The sequence below is a fragment of the Streptomyces sp. NPDC091289 genome, from assembly GCF_044757365.1.
Classification (GTDB): Bacteria; Actinomycetota; Actinomycetes; order Streptomycetales; family Streptomycetaceae; genus Streptomyces.
Genome location: NZ_JBIVUT010000005.1, coordinates 285795 through 303848 on the forward strand (window position 1 = coordinate 285795; position 18054 = coordinate 303848).

The window sequence follows — 18054 nt, forward strand, 5'->3', positions numbered from 1 at the left end:
ACGGGCCCTACGGGGTCAGGCCGCGTGCCAGCAGGTCGAGCAGCGCGCAGGCGAACAGCGCGATGCCGATGAAGCCGTTCACCGAGAAGAACGCCCGGTTCAGCCGGGACAGATCGTGCGGCCGCACCACCCGGTGCTCGTAGACGAACGCCACCGCGACGACGACCATGCCGATCCAGTAGAAGACCTCGGCGTCCGTCGCCAGCCCGAACCACACCAGCAGCCCCGTCGTGACCGCGTGGCACACCCGCGCGCCCCACAGCGAGGCCGGGATCCCGAAGCGCGCCGGGAAGGAGAGCACCCCCTGGGCCCGGTCCGCGGCCACGTCCTGGCAGGCGAAGATCAGGTCGAAGCCGCCGATCCAGATGCCCACGGCGAGCCCGAGGATCACCGCGTCCCACGACCAGCTGCCGGTCACCGCCAGCCAGGCGCCGACCGGACCGATGGCCTGCGCGAGGCCGAGAATGGCGTGCGGGAAGTTCGTGAACCGCTTGCCGTACGGGTAGACCACCATCGGCACCACGGCCAGCGGCGCGAGCGCCAGGCACAGCGGGTTGAGCAGGGCCGCCGCGCCCAGGAAGACCACCAGCGCGACGAGCGCGCCGGTCCACGCGGACTTCACCGACACCGCACCGGTCACCAGCTCACGGCCCGCGGTGCGCGGATTCCGGGCGTCGATCTCCCGGTCGATGATCCGGTTGGCGGCCATGGCGAACGTCCGCAGCCCCACCATCGCGAGCGTGACGAGCAGCAGGACGCCCCAGTGGATCGTGCCGTCGAGCTGGAACATCGCGGTCAGCGCGGCGATGTAGGCGAAGGGCAGCGCGAAGACCGAGTGCTCGATCATCACCAGCCGCAGAAACGACTTCACCTTGCTGTCCGAGCTGTCCGACGGCGTGGAACCGGGTACGGACGCCGCCGCCTCTGCCGCACTGCTCACAGTCCGTACTCCTTCCAGCGGCGGTCGACCTTCGCCGCCGTCTCCGGGTCGGACTCGACCATCTCCGGCCAGCCCCCGTCCCGGGTGTAGCCCTCCGTGGACAGCTTCTTCGTGGCGTCGATGCCCGCCTTGCCGCCCCAGAACTGCTGGTACGAGGCGTGGTCCAGGTGGTCGACCGGGCCCTCGGTGACCGTGAGGTCGCGGGCGTAGTCGGTGTTGCCGAGCGCCCGCCAGGCGACCTCGTGCAGATCGTGGACGTCGCAGTCGGAGTCCACCACCACGATCAGCTTGGTCAGCGACATCATGTGCGCGCCCCAGATCGCGCTCATCACCTTCTGGGCGTGCTTCGGGTACTTCTTGTCGATCGAGACGATCGCGCAGTTGTGGAATCCGCCCGACTCCGGCAGGTGGTAGTCCACGATGTCCGGCACGATGATCTTCAGCAGCGGCAGGAAGAACCGTTCGGTGGCGCGGCCCAGCGGCCCGTCCTCGGTCGGCGGGCGGCCCACCACGATGGACTGCAGCAGCGGCCGCTTGCGCATCGTGACGCAGTCGATGGTCAGTGCGGGGAACGGTTCCTGCGGGGTGTAGAAGCCGGTGTGGTCGCCGAACGGGCCCTCGGGGAGCATCTCGCCCGGCTCCAGCCAGCCCTCGATGACGACCTCCGCCTGGGCCGGGACCTGGAGCGGCACGGTCTTGCAGTCGACCATCTCGATGCGCTTGCCCTGGATGAACCCGGCGAAGAGGTACTCGTCGATGTCCCCGGGCAGCGGCGCGGTGGAGGCGTACGTCACGGCGGGCGGGGCGCCGAAGGCGATGGCGACGGGCAGCCGCTCACCGCGCCGGGCGGCGACCTGGTAGTGGTTGGCGCTGTCCTTGTGGATCTGCCAGTGCATCCCGATGGTGCGCTTGTCGTGGCGCTGGAGCCGGTAGAGGCCCAGGTTCCGGACGCCGTTCTCGGGGTGCTTGGTGTGCGTGAGGCCGAGGTTGAAGAACGATCCGCCGTCCTCCGGCCAGGTGAACAGCGCGGGCAGCTTGTCCAGGTCGACGTCGTCGCCGGTCAGCACCACTTCCTGGACGGGCGCGTCGCCGGACTTCACCTTCTTCGGCGGCACGTGCACCATCGAGCCGAGCTTCCCGAAGGCCTCCCGCACCCCGACGAAGCCCTGCGGCAGCTCCGGCTTGAGGAGCCCGCCGATCTTGTCGCTGATGTCGCTGTACGACTTCAGTCCCAGGGCCTTCAGGAGGCGCCGGTCGGTTCCGAAGACGTTCATGGCGAGGGGCATCGAGGCCCCCTTGACGTTCTCGAACAGCAGGGCGGGGCCGCCGGCCTTGTTCACCCGGTCGACGATCTCACCGACCTCCAGGTGGGGGTCGACCTCGACCTTGACGCGCTTGAGATCACCATCGCGCTCGAGAGCCCGGAGCAGGGAGCGAAGATCGTCGTAAGCCATGCGGTCCAGTTTGTCATCCCCGCCCGCGCGGCCCCGCCGGGGCTCCCCGCCGCCGGGGCCCCGGATCCCGCATGCCGAGCCGGTACCCTGGCGACGACACCGGGGAACACCTGGCCCCGCCGCCGCCCACCTGGGGGACGCACCATGAGAGCCCTGATGTTCATCGTCCCGTTGGCTCTGACGATCTACGCGTTCATCGACTGCCTGAACACGTCGGACGAGGACACCAAGCACCTGCCGAAGATCGCCTGGGTCTTCATCATCCTGCTGTTCTGGATCGTCGGCCCGATCGTGTGGCTCGTGGCGGGCAAGACACGGCAGGGCGCGGCCGCGGGCGGCGCCCCCTCCTCGTGGCAGCGGGGCAGGCGTACGCAGTGGGTGGCCCCGGACGACAACCCGGACTTCCTGAAGTCGCTCAAGGGCGACGAGAAGGACGCCGTCAAGGACGGCGCGGACACGGCCGAGGAGGCCGGCGCCCAGGACGACCGGCCGGCGGGGCAGAAGGACGAGAAGGACCCTTCGGCCCTGAAGGACTGGGAGGCGGACCTGCGTCGCCGCGAGGAGGAGCTCAAGCGCCGCGAGCGCAGCACCGGCCCCGACGACACGGCCCCGCCCGCCTCCTGAACGCGCCGGGATACGCGTACGGCCCCCGTACGGATCATCGCGATCCGTACGGGGGCCGTACGCGTATCCGTGGGTGCGGCTCAGACCCCCGCGTAGGAGTGCAGGCCGGTGACGAAGATGTTCACGCCGTAGTAGTTGAACAGCCAGCAGGCGAAGGCGACGAGCGCCAGGTAGGCGGCCTTGCGGCCCTTCCAGCCGGCGGTGGCGCGGGCGTGCAGATAGGCGGCGTAGGCGACCCAGGTGATGAAGGACCAGACCTCCTTGGGGTCCCAGCCCCAGTACCGGCCCCAGGCGTCGCCTGCCCAGATCGCGCCGGCGATGATCGTGAACGTCCACAGCGGGAAGACGGCCGCGTTGATCCGGTACGCGAACTTGTCCAGCGACGACGCCGAGGGCAGCCGCTCCATGACGGAGGAGGCGAACTTGCCGGGGGTGCCGCCGGAGGCGAGCTTGTTCTCGTAGCTGTCACGGAAGAGGTAGAGGACCGTGCCGACCGCGCCGAGGTAGAAGACGGCGCCGCAGATGATCGCGGTCGAGACGTGGATCCACAGCCAGTACGAGTGCAGCGCGGGCACCAGCTGGTCGCTGTCGGTGTAGAGCGTCGTGACCGCGATGCCGAGGTCCAGAAGGACCGTGGTGACCAGCGGGAGGCCGATCCAGCGGACGTTCTTCTTCAGCGCGAGCAGCACCAGGTAGGAGCCGACCGCCACCGTGGAGAAGGTGATGGAGAACTCGTACATGTTGGCCCAGGGGGCCCGCTGCACCGACAGGGCGCGGGTGGCGACGCCGCCCGCCTCGACGAGGAACGCGACCACGGTCAGCGAGACCGCGATCCGGCCCCACAGGTCGCCCTTGAACGTGCCGCCGGCCGCCCCCGGGCCGTCGGGCACATCACGCGTCCCGGCGGCGGCGCGGGTGATGACCTCGGGCCGCTCCAGCACGGCGGTGCCGCCGGACTGCGCCTTCACCACCGGGGAGGCGGCGGAGGCGCCGGATCCGGCGCCGGACAGCGCGGCGGCGGTGCGGCCGACCTTGCTGCGGCTGCCGAGGACCCACTCCGCGATGTGGGCGAAGAAGGCCAGGGTGTATACGGCCATCGACGAATAGATCAGCACATTGCTGGCGTTCGCCAGGCTCTCGTTGGTTGCGGCGGCGAGATTCACTTCTCAGCCCCTTCGGCAGGTGCTTCGGCAGGGTGTACGGGCCGGCTCCCGGCCTCGTTCGTGGCATCGGTGGCGCCGGGCCCGTCCGGCGCGTCCGGTTCCTCCGGAGCGTCGGCGGCGACGGGCACCGTGGTGACGAGGGCGGCCGAGAGGTCGCCCAGCTCCTCGGGGAGCTTCGCGGACTCGCTGCGGCCCAGGCCCGCCATCTCCACGACCGTGACGCCGTCGGCGCCCCGGACCGCCCGCACCCACACGCGGCGGCGCTGGATGAACAGCGATCCGGCGAGGCCGGCGATGGCGGCGATGGATCCGCCGAGCGCCCAGCCGGTGCCCGGCTGCTGCGAGATCTGGAAGCTGGCCCACTCCTCGACGCCCTCGAAGGTGACGGATCCGGCGCCGTCGGGAAGCTCCAGCTTCTCGCCGGGCTTCAGCATCTTCTTGAGCAGCTCGCCGTCCTCGTTCTTGAACTCCTTCATCTTGGACTTGTCGAGCTGGTAGACGTTCTGTGCGAGCCCGGAGTCGACGCCGAGGGAGCCCTGGTAGGCGCTGAGCGCCAGCACCGGGAACTCCAGCCCGGGGAACTGCGAGAACATCTGGCCGTTGCCCTCGCCCGCGTAGGTCGGCACGAAGAACGCGTCGAAGCCCAGCTGGGTCTTGACGCCCTTCTTGTTCTTGTAGCCGTCCATCACCTTGATGGCGCCGGACGAGGTGATGTTGTCGTCGATCGGCAGCAGCGGGGCGGCGGACCGCGAGACGACCTTGCCCTTGCCGTCCCGGACGGTGACGACGGGTGCGTAGCCGTGGGCGATCAGATAGACCTTGGTGCCGTCCACGACGAGCGGCTCGTTGACCTTGATGACGCCCTTGCGCTCCGCACCGTCGGCCCCCTTGGCGTACGTCACCCGGGCCTCGAAGGTGCGCGGGGTGCCGCGCTGCGGGCCGCTCTTCTCGTACGTACCGACGAAGTCGTCCAGCACGAAGCTGAACGGGGCCAGCGAGTCGGAGTCGTAGAGCGTGCCGGGCCGGTAGTTGTCGTACTGGGTGAGCGTGTTGGAGAAGCCGTCGCCCTCGACGACCAGCTTGCCGCCCTCGAACTTGAAGAGCTGTCCGGTGGCGAAGGCCAGCAGCATCACGATCAGGGCGACATGGAAGACCAGGTTCCCGGCCTCGCGGAGGTAGCCCTTCTCGGCGGCGACCGCGTCGCCCGCCGCGTGCGTCCGGAAGCGCCGTTTGCGCAGCACCGCGAGGGCCGCCTCACGGACCTCCTCGGGCTCGGCCTCCGTGCGCCAGGTGGTGTACGCGGGCAGCCGGGTCAGCCGCTTCGGCGCGCCCGGCGGGCGGCTGCGCAGCTGGCCGACGAACTGGCCGGTGCGCGGCACGATGCAGCCGATGAGCGAGACGAACAGCAGGATGTAGACCGCGGAGAACCACACCGAGCTGTAGACGTCGAAGAGCTGGAGCTTCTCGTAGATCGGGGAGAGGGTGGTGTGCAGCTCCTTGAAGTCCTGCACCTTCATGTCGTCGACGCTGTTCTGCGGGATCAGCGACCCCGGGATCGCGCCGAGGGAGAGCAGGAAGAGCAGGATCAGGGCCACCCGCATCGAGGTGAGCTGCCGCCAGAACCAGCGGGCCCAGCCGATCGCGCTCATCGCGGGGACGTTCACCCCGGTGTCGGGGCGCTCCTCGCGGGGGGCGGTGGAGAGCCGGTCGCCGGCCGCGCCGTGGGCGGAGCCCTGCGCGCGCTCGTCCTCGCGCTGCCGCGTCTCGGTGCTGTTCGCCTTGCTCATTGGACTCAGATCCCTACAACGAAGCCGCTGGACCAGCTCTGCATGTGCTGCATGAGCGTGGCCCACGCACCCGTCAGCAGCAGGATTCCGGTCACGATCATCATGCCGCCGCCGATCCGCATCACCCATGCGTAGTGGCGCTTGACCCAGCCGAACGCGCCGAGCGCCTTACGGAACGCGACCGCGGCCAGGACGAACGGGACACCGAGACCGAGACAGTACGCGACGGTCAGTATCGCGCCGCGTCCGGCGGTGCCCTCGGTGAAGGCGAGGGTGCTCACGGCGGCGAACGTGGGCCCGATGCAGGGGGTCCAGCCGATTCCGAAGAGCGCGCCCAGCAGCGGTGCGCCGGCCAGTCCGGTCACCGGCCGCTTGTGGAAGCGGAACTCGCGCTGCGTCACCCCCGGCAGGAGCCCCATGAAGAAGACCCCCATGAGGATCATCAGGACGCCGAGGATTCTGTTGAACAGCTCGGCGTGCACCTGGAGCTCGCGGCCGAAGAAGCCGAAGAGGGCCCCGCCGGAGACGAAGACGACGGTGAAGCCGAGCACGAAGAGGGCGGCGCCCGTGACGACGCGGCCCCGGCGCGCGTCGGCGAGGTCGGTGCCGCTGACTCCGGTGACGTAACTCAGATAGCCGGGTACGAGGGGCAGCACGCACGGGGAGAAGAACGAGATGAGGCCGGCCAGCAGGGCGATGGGCAGGGACACCAGGAGGGTCCCGCTCATGACGGTCTCGTTGTACGCGGCCAGCGTGACGGTCTCGTGGTGGGCGGCGAGCGGGATCACCGGATCACTTCTCCGCGATGATCGGGTCGATCATCTTGCGCAGCTCGTCGCCGTTCAGCGCCTGGAGCGTACGGGCCGCGATCTTCCCGTCCCGGTCGATGACCACGGTGGACGGGATGGCCTGCGGGTTCAGGGTGCCCTTGGGGAAGCGGAGGATGAGCTTGCCGATCGGGTCGTAGAAGCTCGGGTACTCGACCCCGTAGTCCTTCTCGAAGTTGATCGCCTTGTCCCGCTCGGGGTCCCGGGTGTTTATCCCGACGAACCGGACGCCCTGGTCCTTCGTCTCCTCGGAGACCTTCGCGAAGTACTTCGCCTCCAGGCGGCAGGGGCCGCACCAGGAGCCCCAGACGTTGAGCACGACGACCTTGCCCTTGTAGTCGGCGAGGTCGAGCGGCTTGCCCTCCAGGGTGTTGCCGTCGAGGTTCGGCGCGGCCACCCGGTCGCCCTTCGCGACGGTGGAGATACCCCCGCTGCCGGTGACGAAGTTGGTGTTGCCTCCGCCGCCGGCCTTGTTGCCGCCGCCGCATGCGGACAGCGTCAGGGCACCGGCCACAGCGGTGGCGGCGAGCAGGGTGAAGCGGCGTCGGGACGCGCGGCCAAAGCTCATGTGAAAAGTTTCGCATGGCAGTTTCCGGGCTTCCCCGCGCCCCCCTCGGTGCCCGTAAAGCCCCTTGTCAAGCCTGTTTAAAGAAGGAGTTCCAGCCTCCGGCGGGCGCCTGACCGACGTCCAGCGTCCGGAGCTTGGCGAGCACGGCGGGGTCTTGTACGTCGAGCCAGTCGACGTACTGCCGGAACGAGACGAGACGCACGTCGTCCTTGTCCGCCACCTTCTTGATCACTTCTTCCACGGCGTCCATATAGATGCCGCCGTTCCACTCCTCGAAGTGGTTGCCGATGTAGAACGGCGCACGATTCGACTCGTACGCGCGCTGGAAACCGGCGAGATACGCCCCGGTGGCCTGGGTGCGCCAGCCCGGATAACGCGAGGGCATGCCCTTGGTCGAATTCTGCGACTGATTGGCGAGGATGTTGTAGTCCATCGAGAGCACCTCGAAGGAGTGCCCGGGGAACGGCATCGCCTGCAGCGGCAGATCCCAGACGCCGCCGCGCTTCACGGGCCAGGTCTGGCGGCCGCCGGGCGAGCTGGCGTCGTAGCGCCAGCCCAGTTTGCTCGCGGTCGGCAGGAGATTGTCCTGGCCGAGCAGGCAGGGCGTGCGGCCGCCGATCAGTTCCTTGCGATAGTCGAACGGAAGCGGATCCTCGTTCTCCCAGCCGGTGTTCGTCCGCCATTCCGTGACGAAGGACACAGCCTGATTGATCTCGCTCTGCCATTGGGCGGGCGTCCAGCGCTCCACGGATCCGGAGCCGCCGCAGAAATGCCCGTTGAAGTGGGTGCCGATCTCGTGGCCGTCCAGCCACGCCTGGCGCACGTACTTCAGCGTGTCCTTGACGTGGTCGTCGGTGAGATAGCCGATGTCGGAGGCGCCGCGGGGGTTGTTCGGCGGACGGTAGAGGGATTTCTTCGACTCGGGCAGCAGATAGATGCCGGAGAGGAAGAACGTCATCGCCGCGTCGTGTTCCTTGGCGAGTTCGAGAAAGCGCGGGAAGAGCCCGTTGCCGACCTCGCCCGCACCGTCCCAGGAAAAGATCACGAACTGCGGCGGCTTCTGGCCGGGTTCGAGCGGAACGGGTGCCTGGGGCTGGTGGGGCTGCTTGCCGGTGTCGGCGGTCGAGCCGTCGCCGATCAGCCGGACCTTGTTCTTCGCCGAACCGTTCCCGCTGCCGTTGCCGCCGGTGCCGGCGTCGCCCTTGCCGCCCTGGCCGGACCCTCCGTCGCCGGAGGAGCCCGAGCCGCCACAGCCGGCGAGTCCGATCGCGGCTGCGGCGCCGAGCCCTGCCCCGAGCAGGCCCCTTCGATTGATGTCGCGCATACCGTCCCCATCTGCGGTCGTTTTATCTCAAGCACATACAAACTGCTGAAGGGTTAGATGAGACGCGTAACACGTCGGTTCCGTGCATTTAGGGACTTTCTTTACGCTTTACCTTGCCGACCGCGCCGACCACCCGGCCGATCATGGTGCGACGTCCGTACGGCACCCGTACACCCTTGCGGGCGACCCTGATGGGGGGACGCAGGAGCGGCCCCCCGCAGTTCTGCCGCCGGCGGAAGGATCACCGGCGGACAGGTCACCGATGGACAGGTCACCGATGAACGGGTCGCCGACGGACGGGTCGCCGATGGACGGGGCGTCGGCCGACGCATCGCCGGCCGACGGGTCGGCTTCCCTGGATCGTCGAACTCATGCGCGGGCGCGGAGGCCGTCCGCCGGCTGCCGGGGCCCGAAGGTCTCCACCAGGGCGTCGGCCAGGAGCCCCTGCCAGCAGGCGAGGTCACGGCCGCCGTTGTGGACGGTGCGGCTGACCCGGTGCCCCCGGGCGCGCAGCACCGCGACGAGGGCCTCGGCGTGTTCGGCCGACGCGGCCCCGTCGTGCAGGCCGAGGTCGAGGTGGACGACGGGCCCGGAGGTCCGGTCCCCGCCGCCGCCCCCGTCCGTACGGGGCGCGTCGCCGGGCCGCCACCCCGGCGACGGCGACTGGACGAGGACCCGGCCGAAGCGTTCGGGCCGGGTGAGACCGGCGTACAGCGCCGCCGTCCCGCCGAGCCCCTGGCCGGAGACGGCGGTGCGGTCCGGGTCGGCGGTGAGCGGCCACCGGGTGCGCGCCCAGGGCAGCAGCGCGTCGGCGAGGAAGGCCGCGTAGGCCTCCCGCCCGCCCAGGTCGCGCCGCCGGGCCGCGGCGTCGGCGGCGTCCGGGGAGAGGACGACCAGCGGCGGCAGGGCCCCGTCGGCGATCAGCGCGTCCAGCGTGTCCTGGAAGCCGAGCCGCCCGAACCACATGTCCCCGTCGCAGAGCACGAGCACCGGCAGCGGGTCACCGGCGCCCGCGCCCGGGTCCGGGCCCTCCGCTCGCTGCTCCGGCGGAAGGTACGTCCAGACCTCGCGCTCCTCGCCCGGGGCCCGGCCGGTGACGGTGTGCCGCTCGACGGTGCCGCGCCGGACACCGGGCCGCCGGCCGGCCCAGGGCTGGGGCAGGGCCTCCGGCAGGGCGAACACCGAACTCTCCACGGCACGCCGGCGGACCGGCAGGCGGCGGGGGTTGAGCGGGTCGGCCGCGCCGTGCTCCATCAGCGCCACCAGCCGCCGCTGGAGCCGTACGGGGTCGGCGGGCGCGGGGAGTGGGGAGATGTCGGCCACCAGCCGGTAGGAACCGCGGTGGTCGGCGCGCAGCCGGTAACCGAGGTACCAGATGTCGGTGCCCGGGAGGTGGTGGAGGAGCGAGTCGGCGGGCCGGTCGCGGTCGCCGATGCCGGTCGCCATCAGGAGGACCTGGCGGGTCGCGCGGTGGCCGCGCCGGAGGAAGGTGACGGCACGATGGCCGGGGGCGTCGTCGAGCGGTTCGACGAGCGGGGTGCCGGCGCGGGCGACCTCGTCCCAGAACGCCTCGGTCAGGGCGTCCCGGGCGGCGGCGTCCCGGGCGGCCTCGAGCTGCCGGGCGAGCCGGGCTATACGGGGGCCGGTGACCGGCCGGGGAGCGGCGTCCGCCGCACAGGCCGGGTCACTCATCGGCCGGCCGCCTCACCGGGACGGACCGCTCCGCCGGTCTCCGGTCGGACAGGGCTCTGGGGGCAGTGCGCGTCATCGTTACACCGTTTCGTCGTAGGCGTTCGCGACCACGACGAGCCCCACGGAAACCACTGCCACCACGGGTCACAGCGGGGGCGGGGGAGGCGAGGCGTACGAAGCGGTCACGGCGGTCGCAGGGGTGCAGCGTTCACCGCTGCCGCGGTGGTCACGACGGCCACCGCCGCCGCCCGCACGACCGGGCCCGACGGGACGTCGTCCCACCCACCTGAGGTCAACTTAGCTTAGCCTAAGCTAACCAGTTCGCGCGTGCGGATTTCCGCGCCCCGCACGGAATCTGACGGTCCGGCACCTAGGCCCCGTACGCGCTTCCGTACGCACTCCGTACACAAGGGGACGGGACCGGCCGCCGTTGCGGCGGCGACCGGTCCCGTCATGTCCCACGTATCACTGAGGCATCTGCGCCTACGGATACGGCTACGGCTACGGCTACGCGCCGAACGCCTTGGACTGCCCCGGCTTCCCCTTCACCGGCTTGGCCCCGGCCAGCAGGTGCACGGGCACCAGGTCCCGGGCCGGCTCCGAGTAGCCGACCGAGACGATCCGGTCGCCCCGGTAGGTGAAGCTGGTCAGCGAGGCCAGCGTGCACTGCCGCTTGCGCGGGTCGTGCCACAGACGGCGGCGCTCCACATAGGAGCGCAGGATCCAGATCGGCAGCTGGTGGCTGACGCAGACCGCCTCATGACCGCGGGCCGCGTCCCGGGCGGCGTCCAGCGCGCCCATCATCCGGACGACCTGGTCGACGTACGGCTCGCCCCAGGACGGCTTGAACGGGTTGGTGAGGTGCTTCCAGTTGTCCGGCTTGCGCAGCGCGCCGTCGCCGACGCCGAAGGTCTTGCCCTCGAAGACGTTGGCGGCCTCGATCAGCCGGGTGTCGGTGGCCAGGTCCAGGCCGTGCGCCTTGGCGATGGGCGCGGCCGTCTCCTGGGCGCGCTCCAGCGGGGAGGCGACGACATGGGTGACGTCGCGCTTCTCCAGGTGCTCGGCGACCCGGTCGGCCATCTGCCGGCCCAGGTCGGAGAGGTGGAAGCCGGGGCGACGCCCGTAGAGGACGCCGTCCGGGTTGTGCACCTCGCCGTGCCGGACGACGTGCACCACGGTCAACTGCTCGTCGCGGTCGACGCTTTCGGGGCTGGGGTTCTTCTCGCTCATGCGGTGGCCTCCGATGCGGCGCGGGCGGCGGCGGGCAGGGCGGCGGCGATGCGCTCGACTGCCCGCTCGTCGTGGGCCGTGGAGACGAACCAGGACTCGAACGCCGAGGGCGGCAGGTAGACGCCCTGCTCCAGCATCGCGTGGAAGAACGCGGTGAAGCGGAAGACGTCCTGCTTCTTGGCGTCGTCGTAGTCACGGACGGGCTGGTCGGTGAAGAAGACGGAGAACATGTTGCTCGCGGCGGACACGGTGTGCGCGACGCCCTCCTTGGTGAGCGCCTCGCCCACCAGGGAGCGCAGCTCGGCGGAGACAGCGTCGAGCTTCGCGTACGCCGCGTCGTCCAGGAGCCGCAGCTGGGCGAGCCCGGCGGCGGTGGCGACCGGGTTCCCGGAGAGGGTGCCCGCCTGGTAGACCGGGCCGGCCGGGGCCAGGTGCGCCATCACGTCGCCGCGACCGCCGAAGGCCGCGGCGGGGAAGCCGCCGCCCATCACCTTGCCGAAGGTCATCAGGTCGGGCCGGACGCCGTCGACGCCGTACCAGCCGGCCTTCGACGTACGGAAGCCCGTCATGACCTCGTCGGAGATGTACAGGGCGCCGTTCGCCGCGCACAGCTCCTTGAGCCCGGCGTTGAAGCCGTCCGCCGGCGGGACGACGCCCATGTTGCCGGGCGAGGCCTCGGTGATCACACAGGCGATCTCGCCCGGGTGCGCGGCGAACGCGGCGCGCACCGCGTCCAGGTCGTTGTACGGCAGCACGACGGTGTCGCCGGCCGTGGCGCCCGTGACGCCCGGGGTGTCGGGCAGCCCGAAGGTGGCCACGCCCGACCCGGCGGCGGCGAGCAGCGCGTCCACGTGCCCGTGGTAGCAGCCGGCGAACTTCACGACCTTGGCCCGGCCCGTGAAGCCGCGGGCCAGCCGGATCGCCGACATGGTCGCCTCGGTGCCGGAGGAGACCAGGCGCACCTGCTCGACGGGCTCGATCCGCGCCACGATCTCCTCGGCGAGCGCGACCTCGCCCTCACCCGGCGTACCGAAGGAGGTGCCCCGGGAGACCGCCTCCTGGACGGCGGCGATGACCTCGGGGCGGGAGTGGCCGAGAATCATCGGCCCCCACGAGCACACGAGGTCGACATACTCACGGCCGTCGGCGTCGGTGAGGTACGGACCGGTGCCGGACACCATGAACCGGGGCGTACCGCCCACGGCCCGGAAGGCACGCACGGGTGAGTTCACGCCGCCGGGCGTCACGACGGACGCCCGGTCGAACAGCGACTGCGAAACTGGGGCTTCGTATGAATACGCCACTTTGGTCCTGATCTGCGATTCGGGTATCGGGAGGCCGGGCCGGAAAATCCAAGGTAATCCCGGCCACCGGTGAGCAGGGAGCGCGCTCCCCTCGTATCACGAAAGAGCGTCGGCACCCTCACGTCTGCGAAACTGGGGCGACATAGGGAAAGCTCACACATGCCATGGTGTCAGAGGCACGGACGGTCTTGCGGACAGGTGTTTCACCGCACGCCCGCGGGGGAGGTCACTGACACGATGATCGGGTTGCGCGGCGGGGGCTGTGTCTCCTAAGAAGTAGTCGGGTGGATGAGATATGCATCGCGGTGGCGGAGTGGGCGAAGGGACCGACGACCTGGGGCCCGAGCCTGCCCGGCGAGGGCGGCACCGGCGCAGGGCCGAGCGCGCCCAGAGCAGGGGCGCGGAGAGCACGCCGCCCCCCGGGACCAGGAGCGGGGGCGGGATGGGGGTGACGTACAAGTACTTCGGCGCCCCGGACGGCGCCACCGCCGCCCGCGTGCCCATCTCGATGCGCCCGGAGGAGCTCGGCGGTGACGAGCTGGGCATGGGCGGCATGTTCACCAAGATCAAGCCGGAGACCGTGGCCGCCATGGTCCTGACCGGAATCCAGGGCATACCCCTGCACAAGGTCCCCCCGCTGGAACTGGTCGTCCTCCACCCCGACTACGCCGTGGTCAAACTCCCGATGACCGTCGTCGACCCGCTGCGCGGCGTCGGCGAGGAGTCGGTCGGCGCGGCGGCCTTCATCTGGTCCACGGTCCCCGACCGCGGCGGCCCGCGCGACGCCTTCAACGTCTACCAGCTGCTCCACGAGTGGCAGGACTTCTCCCACCGCCTGCACGACGCGGGCCACCAGGCCTACTGCCTCGTGTGGCCCTGAGCCGGGATTTCCTGGGATTCGGGCGGGCTTTCGGGCTCCACCCTCGACATGTACCGGTAGGGGCCTTCAGGCGGCCAGGACACATGGGTCTTGGCGGGGCTCTGATGTGCCCTGAGCCTTCGGCGTACCGCTGCCCTCTCCCGCCTCGGATTCGGTGAAGGCGTCGTCGATCGCCTTGCGGGTCCAAGTCTCGCTGGACGGCGTCCCAAGGTCGGCGAACCCGTGTGGTTCTCCGGTTCCACCCTCGCCGGAGACCTTTCCCTGCCCAAGATCCGTCAGCATCCTCCAAGCCCCCGCCTGGGACGCCCTCGCCGACGCGGAAGCCGCTGGCCATAGCCCGGCCACCCTCCTCGACCAAGCCCTCGGTCAGCGCTCTCTCGACGACGCCCGCAACCTCACCCGCACCCTGACTTGGCGCATCCACCGCCTCGGCCAACGTCACACCCCCCGCCCTCGCGCTCAGACAGCATCGGCCCGCAGACGGGGCCCAGTGATCCTTGTGCAGCTGGGCGGCCGAGTCCCGTATTCTCGCCCGGGTGACCGAGGCGAACGTGGCGCGGAAGACGCACCTTCCTGCCAGTGATCTTGCCGAGTTGACCGGACTGTTCGGCATCGGTGAGGTCCTGGATCGGCGGCACCTGGCCGACGGCCTGATGAACGTGAACTGGCGACTGGACACCCCGACCGGGAGGTTCGCCCTCAAGCGGGTCACGGACGTGCCGCTCGATCGCCTCCGACGTAACCTCGCGGTTCTTCCGGTGCTCGCCGAGCACGCTGTTCCAGCATGTGCTCCGCTGCCCACCGTTACGGGCAATGTGGTCGCCGAAGTCGGCGGCAGCGGCTATTGCCTGTTCCCCTGGTCGGATGGCGAGCACGTACGCGGTGTCGACCTGCCGTTGGCGCAGGTGACCGACCTCGGCGCGCACCTTGCACGGCTTCATGCGGCGCTTGGTCACGCCGCCGGCGTGGCGAACCTGCCCGCTGCACCAGCCGCGATCACCGTCGAAGTGACGACGGCCACAGAAGCTGTGCGGAAGGTCGATCGTCTTGCCGAAGTCGTGTCGGCTTGGGAGAGCCGTGACGCCTTTGACAGGGCTGCGGCCGTGGCCCTCGAACAGCGTCGGCTGCTTCTCGATACGTACGCCGACTTGCGCCCCGAGAGTGACATCCCAGCGGGACCGCACAGCTGGACGCACGGGGACTTCCAGTTCCGGAACCTTCTCTGGGCGGGCGGTGAGCTGGCGGCGGTCCTGGACTGGGACCGGCTGGGCGTTCGCCCGTACGCGGAGGAGGTCGTGCGCACGGCGCAGGTGCAGTTCGGCGTGGAGGGTGTCTTCGACCTGGAGCGGGTGTCGGCGTTTGTGGCCGGTTACCGGTCGGTGAACCCGCTGGAGCCGGACGTGCTGGTCGACGCGGCTCGTCGCCTGTGGTGGAAGCGGATGACGGACATCTGGCAGCTCGAGTTCCACTACGACCGGGACGACCACTCCTGCGACGACCTGTTCCTTGCCGACGAGGCGCTCCTTCACTGGTGGACGGAGCGGCTGGATGTGGTGGAGCGGGCGTTCGCCTCTGGTGGAGGATCCCAGCCGTAAGCACAACAACGCACCCAGAGCCGGAGGGCCGATCGCGTGGACATGCGCCAAGAGAGCACGCTCGCGTCCGGCGACAGCCGACGCTCTCCGCTCCCTTGTCAAGGCTGAGGTTTCAGGACGACCTCTGGCTAGGGATGCCGAGTTCCTGGAGTTCAGGAAGGCACAGTCGTGTGAACCGAGCCGCCCGACGCAAAGCCTTCGGCCTCAGCGCATCGCAGTCGGCGTTCCGGATTGCCCCTGCCCATGCCTGAGGACCGGCGGCGCCCGACAGGACGCCCCCCGCGTCGCCGATCGCTTCGGGGATGCCGCCCCTCTCGGTCCCGATGCTGGGGACGCCGTGCAGCGCGGCCTCGACGATCACGCGAGGAAAGGCGTCCTCCACGACGGATGGGACCAGCAGCAGTCGGTGACTCCGGTACAGGGGTCCCATGTCGTACGTGCGGGGCACGTACGACACATTCGAGTAAGAGGCGAAATCCGCGACCGTGTCCCACCAGCCTTCGACCAGGGTGAAGTGTTGTTCCGGCATCAGCTGGATCAGTTGATGGAGTAGCTCCGAGCCCTTGGCCGGGATGGGATTGATCATCAGTACAGACGCGGAGCGGGCCGCGTCCGTGCTCGGCCCGGGTGGAGCGAACGGCGGGTACATCACGGCGAGGCGGGCTCCGGCGGCGTGAGCTGCCCGCGCTCGGACGAACTCGGACACAGCGAGGCCGTAGTGGGGTTGGCCGGCGAGGACGCCCAGGCCCGTCTCGGAGACGGAGTGCAGCAGGCCCGCGACGAGCGTGGTCGGCCGTGCCTGGGCGGCGAGCTGTGCTGATCCCTCCTGCGAGGTGAAGACGATGTCGGGTCGGAGACCTCGAAGGAGGCTGCCCAGCGCGTGCTCCACACTGTTCTGCGGCAACGCGGCGCACTCGACCCCATTCCACCGATAGCGCAGGGTGCCGTCCGATCCCTCGTACGGGACGCGGTGCAGATCCAGGTGGGAGCGCATCTCCAGGAGCTGAGAGGTGCGGTTCCAAGGGGCCTCGTACGAGCCGAGGTAGGAGACGTGCCAGCCGGATGCGGCAAGTTCCTCGGCAAGGAGCTGCTGCGTGACCTCGGCACCGCCGATAAGGAACGGAGGCGGAGTACGGCGCCAGGCGAAGAGGGCGGTGGGCATGAGCGATCACCTGGCCCAGTAGGTGACGAGGGACTCTACGGCCTGGGCGACGTCTTCGGGGCTGGTGTGTGCAGGTAGGACGGTGAGTTCTCGTGCCACAGGGCGTCGCACCATACGCACGAAGTAGTCGCGGGCGTGGTTCAGGAAACCGGGCTCGTGGAGGAAGTAGTCAGACTCGGCCGTGGCGTGACCGGCGGCCTTACGTCGCAGGTGGAGAACATCAGCCGGAACGTCGAGGTAGAGCGTGTGGTCGGGGCGAAGGAACGGGAGTGCCTGAAGCCGGTGGCGGAGCTGGTGGTGGACGCCGTACCCGAACAGAGCGTCCACGGCGTGTGCGTGGGCGAGGAGCGTGTCAACCGAACGGTCGAGGAGCACCAAGGGCATGCCAGCCGCGGTCGCCTTGGTAACCCTGCTGGCCTCGATGCCCATGAACTTCTCGAAGGCCGCGAGCTGGGCGGCTGCGGAGCCTGTGCGGGACGGGGGAACGTCGTCACGGTGGTCGATGTGCCGGACGTAGCAGTCGGAGACGAACGCCCGATCTCCGAGAGCGGTTCCGCGCAGGTGGCGTATCGCCGTGGACTTGCCGGCGTAGGAGGGGCCTTCCAAGGCGACGATCAGCACGTCGGCTCCGTTCGGTAGAAGCGTTCGGCGTACAGGCCGGCCGGGGCGACGAGGTCCGCGGCCGTGGTGAAAGCGTGCCGGATGGGCCGGTACATCTTTCGAGCCGGGTGCATCTGGGAGCCGTGCATCCGCAGGACGGTGACCTTGTCCAGGACGACTCCGGTGATGTCGACCAGCTCGGGCCGCATCGCCGGCCCCGTACGCGTACGGAAGAGGTGTTGGTCGCATCCGGCGAGCGCGTACGTGGACCAGAAGGCGAGGTCCTCCCAGAACCAGCGGCACCCGAGCCGGACAGCCGCTTCGTGGACGAGGAGGTGGTCCGGGTGGCGGGTGACGGCGGCCGGTGCGAGGAGTTCGGCGCCGGGATGTGCCGCGACGATTCGGCGGAGCTCTTCCGTGATGCGGTTGAGCCTCTCGGGGGCGTAAGGCTGGTACGGAGGGTCGGCGTCCTTGTTCCCGAGCAGGTGGCGGTGAGCGGCGAACGGCGCGAGTGCGGCGGCACCCTCGCGATCGCGCAGCGCGGACACCGCCTCTGTGTCGGCGTACGTGCCCTCCAGTGTGGGGTGAACGCTGCTGGATCGAGTGAAGACCGTCGCGACGGTGAGTGGCCGGGGACGGGCGAGGAAGGTGCCGGACGCAGACAGCGCGAAGTCGTCGTGGTGCGGTTCGATGACGAGGACCGGACGGTCGGCGGGCGAGCGGGCCTCGATGAAGTACGGGACGTGCGTGTGGGGCGCGATCACCTCCAGGACGCGATGGTCCTGGGCGTGGTGGCGGTCGGCGAGCTGTCGAGTCCACTGCTGGTGGGCGCGGTGGAGGTCGTAGGGAAAGGAGTAGATGCCGTGTCCGTCCGGAACGGGTAGAGGCGAGTGCATCGGGGCTT

16 protein-coding genes and 1 pseudogene are annotated in these 18054 nt (G+C 69.9%); 4 read left to right on the forward strand and 13 right to left on the reverse strand.

Translation table 11 applies throughout. The features are described from left to right. Positions 1 to 7 precede the first annotated feature (7 nt). Together mqnP and ACIQPT_RS08690 are read right to left on the reverse strand one after the other, a co-directional pair. The gene (mqnP, locus tag ACIQPT_RS08685) at positions 8 to 940 is read right to left on the reverse strand and encodes a menaquinone biosynthesis prenyltransferase MqnP (protein ID WP_401154034.1); all 933 of its coding nucleotides are present in this window, start codon (positions 938 to 940) and stop codon (positions 8 to 10) included. Beyond that, complete coding sequence (locus ACIQPT_RS08690; protein WP_401154037.1) at positions 937 to 2394, reverse strand: menaquinone biosynthesis decarboxylase; 1458 nt, start codon at positions 2392 to 2394, stop codon at positions 937 to 939. Before ACIQPT_RS08690 ends, mqnP begins: the two co-directional genes overlap by 4 nt. Positions 2395 to 2538: 144 nt before the next feature. Between ACIQPT_RS08690 and ACIQPT_RS08695 the strand changes: the two genes are divergently transcribed. Beyond that, positions 2539 to 3018, forward strand: a complete 480-nt coding sequence (locus ACIQPT_RS08695; RefSeq protein ID WP_401154040.1) for a PLD nuclease N-terminal domain-containing protein — start codon at positions 2539 to 2541, stop codon at positions 3016 to 3018. An 80-nt stretch (positions 3019 to 3098) separates the two neighbouring features. Here ACIQPT_RS08695 and ccsB read toward each other — a convergent pair whose 3' ends face one another. The 8 genes from ccsB to hemL form a co-directional block, all read right to left on the reverse strand. Then, positions 3099 to 4181 (reverse strand): c-type cytochrome biogenesis protein CcsB, encoded by a 1083-nt coding sequence (ccsB, locus tag ACIQPT_RS08700; RefSeq protein WP_401154043.1) that lies wholly within the window; start codon positions 4179 to 4181, stop codon positions 3099 to 3101. Continuing rightward, complete coding sequence (locus ACIQPT_RS08705; protein ID WP_401154046.1) at positions 4178 to 5968, reverse strand: cytochrome c biogenesis protein ResB; 1791 nt, start codon at positions 5966 to 5968, stop codon at positions 4178 to 4180. The genes ccsB and ACIQPT_RS08705 overlap by 4 nt, the downstream gene beginning before the upstream one ends. A 5-nt stretch (positions 5969 to 5973) precedes the next feature. Then, a complete protein-coding gene (locus ACIQPT_RS08710) occupies positions 5974 to 6696 on the reverse strand; it encodes a cytochrome c biogenesis CcdA family protein (RefSeq protein ID WP_401154202.1) in 723 nt (240 codons plus the stop codon). Between the two features lie 64 nt (positions 6697 to 6760). Then, complete coding sequence (locus ACIQPT_RS08715; RefSeq protein ID WP_401154048.1) at positions 6761 to 7363, reverse strand: TlpA family protein disulfide reductase; 603 nt, start codon at positions 7361 to 7363, stop codon at positions 6761 to 6763. A 67-nt stretch (positions 7364 to 7430) separates the two neighbouring features. Then, on the reverse strand, positions 7431 to 8687 hold the full coding sequence (locus ACIQPT_RS08720) for a hypothetical protein (protein WP_401154050.1): 1257 nt from the start codon (positions 8685 to 8687) through the stop codon (positions 7431 to 7433). A gap of 369 nt (positions 8688 to 9056) precedes the next feature. Further along, a complete protein-coding gene (locus ACIQPT_RS08725) occupies positions 9057 to 10379 on the reverse strand; it encodes an enterochelin esterase domain-containing protein (protein ID WP_401154053.1) in 1323 nt (440 codons plus the stop codon). A gap of 507 nt (positions 10380 to 10886) precedes the next feature. Next, on the reverse strand, positions 10887 to 11609 hold the full coding sequence (locus ACIQPT_RS08730; protein ID WP_401154056.1) for a histidine phosphatase family protein: 723 nt from the start codon (positions 11607 to 11609) through the stop codon (positions 10887 to 10889). After that, entirely contained in the window at positions 11606 to 12877 is a 1272-nt protein-coding gene (gene hemL, locus ACIQPT_RS08735) for a glutamate-1-semialdehyde 2,1-aminomutase (RefSeq protein WP_401154204.1), read from the reverse strand. Before hemL ends, ACIQPT_RS08730 begins: the two co-directional genes overlap by 4 nt. Positions 12878 to 13208: 331 nt before the next feature. Between hemL and ACIQPT_RS08740 the strand changes: the two genes are divergently transcribed. The 3 genes and pseudogenes from ACIQPT_RS08740 (at position 13209) to ACIQPT_RS08750 (ending at position 15388) form a co-directional block, all read left to right on the forward strand. Continuing rightward, complete coding sequence (locus tag ACIQPT_RS08740; RefSeq protein ID WP_073780093.1) at positions 13209 to 13793, forward strand: hypothetical protein; 585 nt, start codon at positions 13209 to 13211, stop codon at positions 13791 to 13793. Between the two features lie 280 nt (positions 13794 to 14073). Next, positions 14074 to 14376, forward strand: a pseudogene (locus ACIQPT_RS08745) (hypothetical protein); the annotation flags it as partial. Further along, complete coding sequence (locus tag ACIQPT_RS08750) at positions 14330 to 15388, forward strand: phosphotransferase (RefSeq protein WP_401154059.1); 1059 nt, start codon at positions 14330 to 14332, stop codon at positions 15386 to 15388. The pseudogene ACIQPT_RS08745 and the gene ACIQPT_RS08750, both read left to right, overlap by 47 nt. 112 nt (positions 15389 to 15500) lie before the next feature. Here ACIQPT_RS08750 and ACIQPT_RS08755 read toward each other — a convergent pair whose 3' ends face one another. The 3 genes from ACIQPT_RS08755 to ACIQPT_RS08765 are packed head-to-tail and all read right to left on the reverse strand — an operon-like array spanning position 15501 to position 18046. After that, a complete protein-coding gene (locus tag ACIQPT_RS08755; RefSeq protein ID WP_401154060.1) occupies positions 15501 to 16550 on the reverse strand; it encodes a glycosyltransferase in 1050 nt (349 codons plus the stop codon). Between the two features lie 6 nt (positions 16551 to 16556). Continuing rightward, complete coding sequence (locus ACIQPT_RS08760; protein WP_401154062.1) at positions 16557 to 17171, reverse strand: dTMP kinase; 615 nt, start codon at positions 17169 to 17171, stop codon at positions 16557 to 16559. Further along, complete coding sequence (locus ACIQPT_RS08765; protein ID WP_401154065.1) at positions 17165 to 18046, reverse strand: PIG-L deacetylase family protein; 882 nt, start codon at positions 18044 to 18046, stop codon at positions 17165 to 17167. The genes ACIQPT_RS08760 and ACIQPT_RS08765 overlap by 7 nt, the downstream gene beginning before the upstream one ends. Between the last annotated feature and the right edge of the window lie 8 nt (positions 18047 to 18054).

Coding starts and splice junctions, on each gene's coding strand:
- ACIQPT_RS08725 (WP_401154053.1), bottom strand. CDS start 10,379: ATGAGTGACCCGGCCTGTGCGGCGGACGCCGCTCCCCGGCCGGTCACC.
- ACIQPT_RS08710 (WP_401154202.1), bottom strand. CDS start 6,696: ATGAGCGGGACCCTCCTGGTGTCCCTGCCCATCGCCCTGCTGGCCGGC.
- ACIQPT_RS08755 (WP_401154060.1), bottom strand. CDS start 16,550: ATGCCCACCGCCCTCTTCGCCTGGCGCCGTACTCCGCCTCCGTTCCTT.
- ACIQPT_RS08720 (WP_401154050.1), bottom strand. CDS start 8,687: ATGCGCGACATCAATCGAAGGGGCCTGCTCGGGGCAGGGCTCGGCGCC.
- ACIQPT_RS08690 (WP_401154037.1), bottom strand. CDS start 2,394: ATGGCTTACGACGATCTTCGCTCCCTGCTCCGGGCTCTCGAGCGCGAT.
- ACIQPT_RS08740 (WP_073780093.1), top strand. CDS start 13,209: ATGCATCGCGGTGGCGGAGTGGGCGAAGGGACCGACGACCTGGGGCCC.
- ACIQPT_RS08715 (WP_401154048.1), bottom strand. CDS start 7,363: ATGAGCTTTGGCCGCGCGTCCCGACGCCGCTTCACCCTGCTCGCCGCC.
- ACIQPT_RS08705 (WP_401154046.1), bottom strand. CDS start 5,968: ATGAGCAAGGCGAACAGCACCGAGACGCGGCAGCGCGAGGACGAGCGC.
- ACIQPT_RS08730 (WP_401154056.1), bottom strand. CDS start 11,609: ATGAGCGAGAAGAACCCCAGCCCCGAAAGCGTCGACCGCGACGAGCAG.
- ACIQPT_RS08695 (WP_401154040.1), top strand. CDS start 2,539: ATGAGAGCCCTGATGTTCATCGTCCCGTTGGCTCTGACGATCTACGCG.
- ACIQPT_RS08765 (WP_401154065.1), bottom strand. CDS start 18,046: ATGCACTCGCCTCTACCCGTTCCGGACGGACACGGCATCTACTCCTTT.